The sequence below is a fragment of the Methylobacterium sp. D48H genome, assembly GCF_053345715.1.
The window spans coordinates 1-221 of the sequence record NZ_JBKFAP010000253.1 but is presented as its reverse complement, the minus strand read 5'-3'; the positions used below and the strand labels follow the sequence as shown (position 1 = coordinate 221).

Genomic DNA, 221 nt, shown 5'->3' with positions numbered 1-221 from the left:
ATCTCCCGGTACGAGCGGGGCTCCAGGCGGAAACGCCGGCCAGCGTAGTTCTGGATCAGCGGCTCTTGGTGGTGCGCCAGGAGCGGGCTCGGCCGGCGGAGCTGGATCTCCCGGTACGGGCGGGGCTGGATCTCCCGGTACGAGCGGGGCTCCAGGCGGAAACGCCGGCCAGCGTAGTTCTGGATCAGCGGCTCTTGGTGGTGCGCCAGGAGCGGGCTCGG

Annotated in this window: 1 protein-coding gene; it reads right to left on the bottom strand. The window is 71.0% G+C overall.

Translation table 11 applies throughout. From position 1 onward, the window contains the following. Positions 1-221 (bottom strand): hypothetical protein (locus ACLBX8_RS32375; protein WP_447716489.1); only part of this gene is annotated, 221 nt, incomplete at both ends.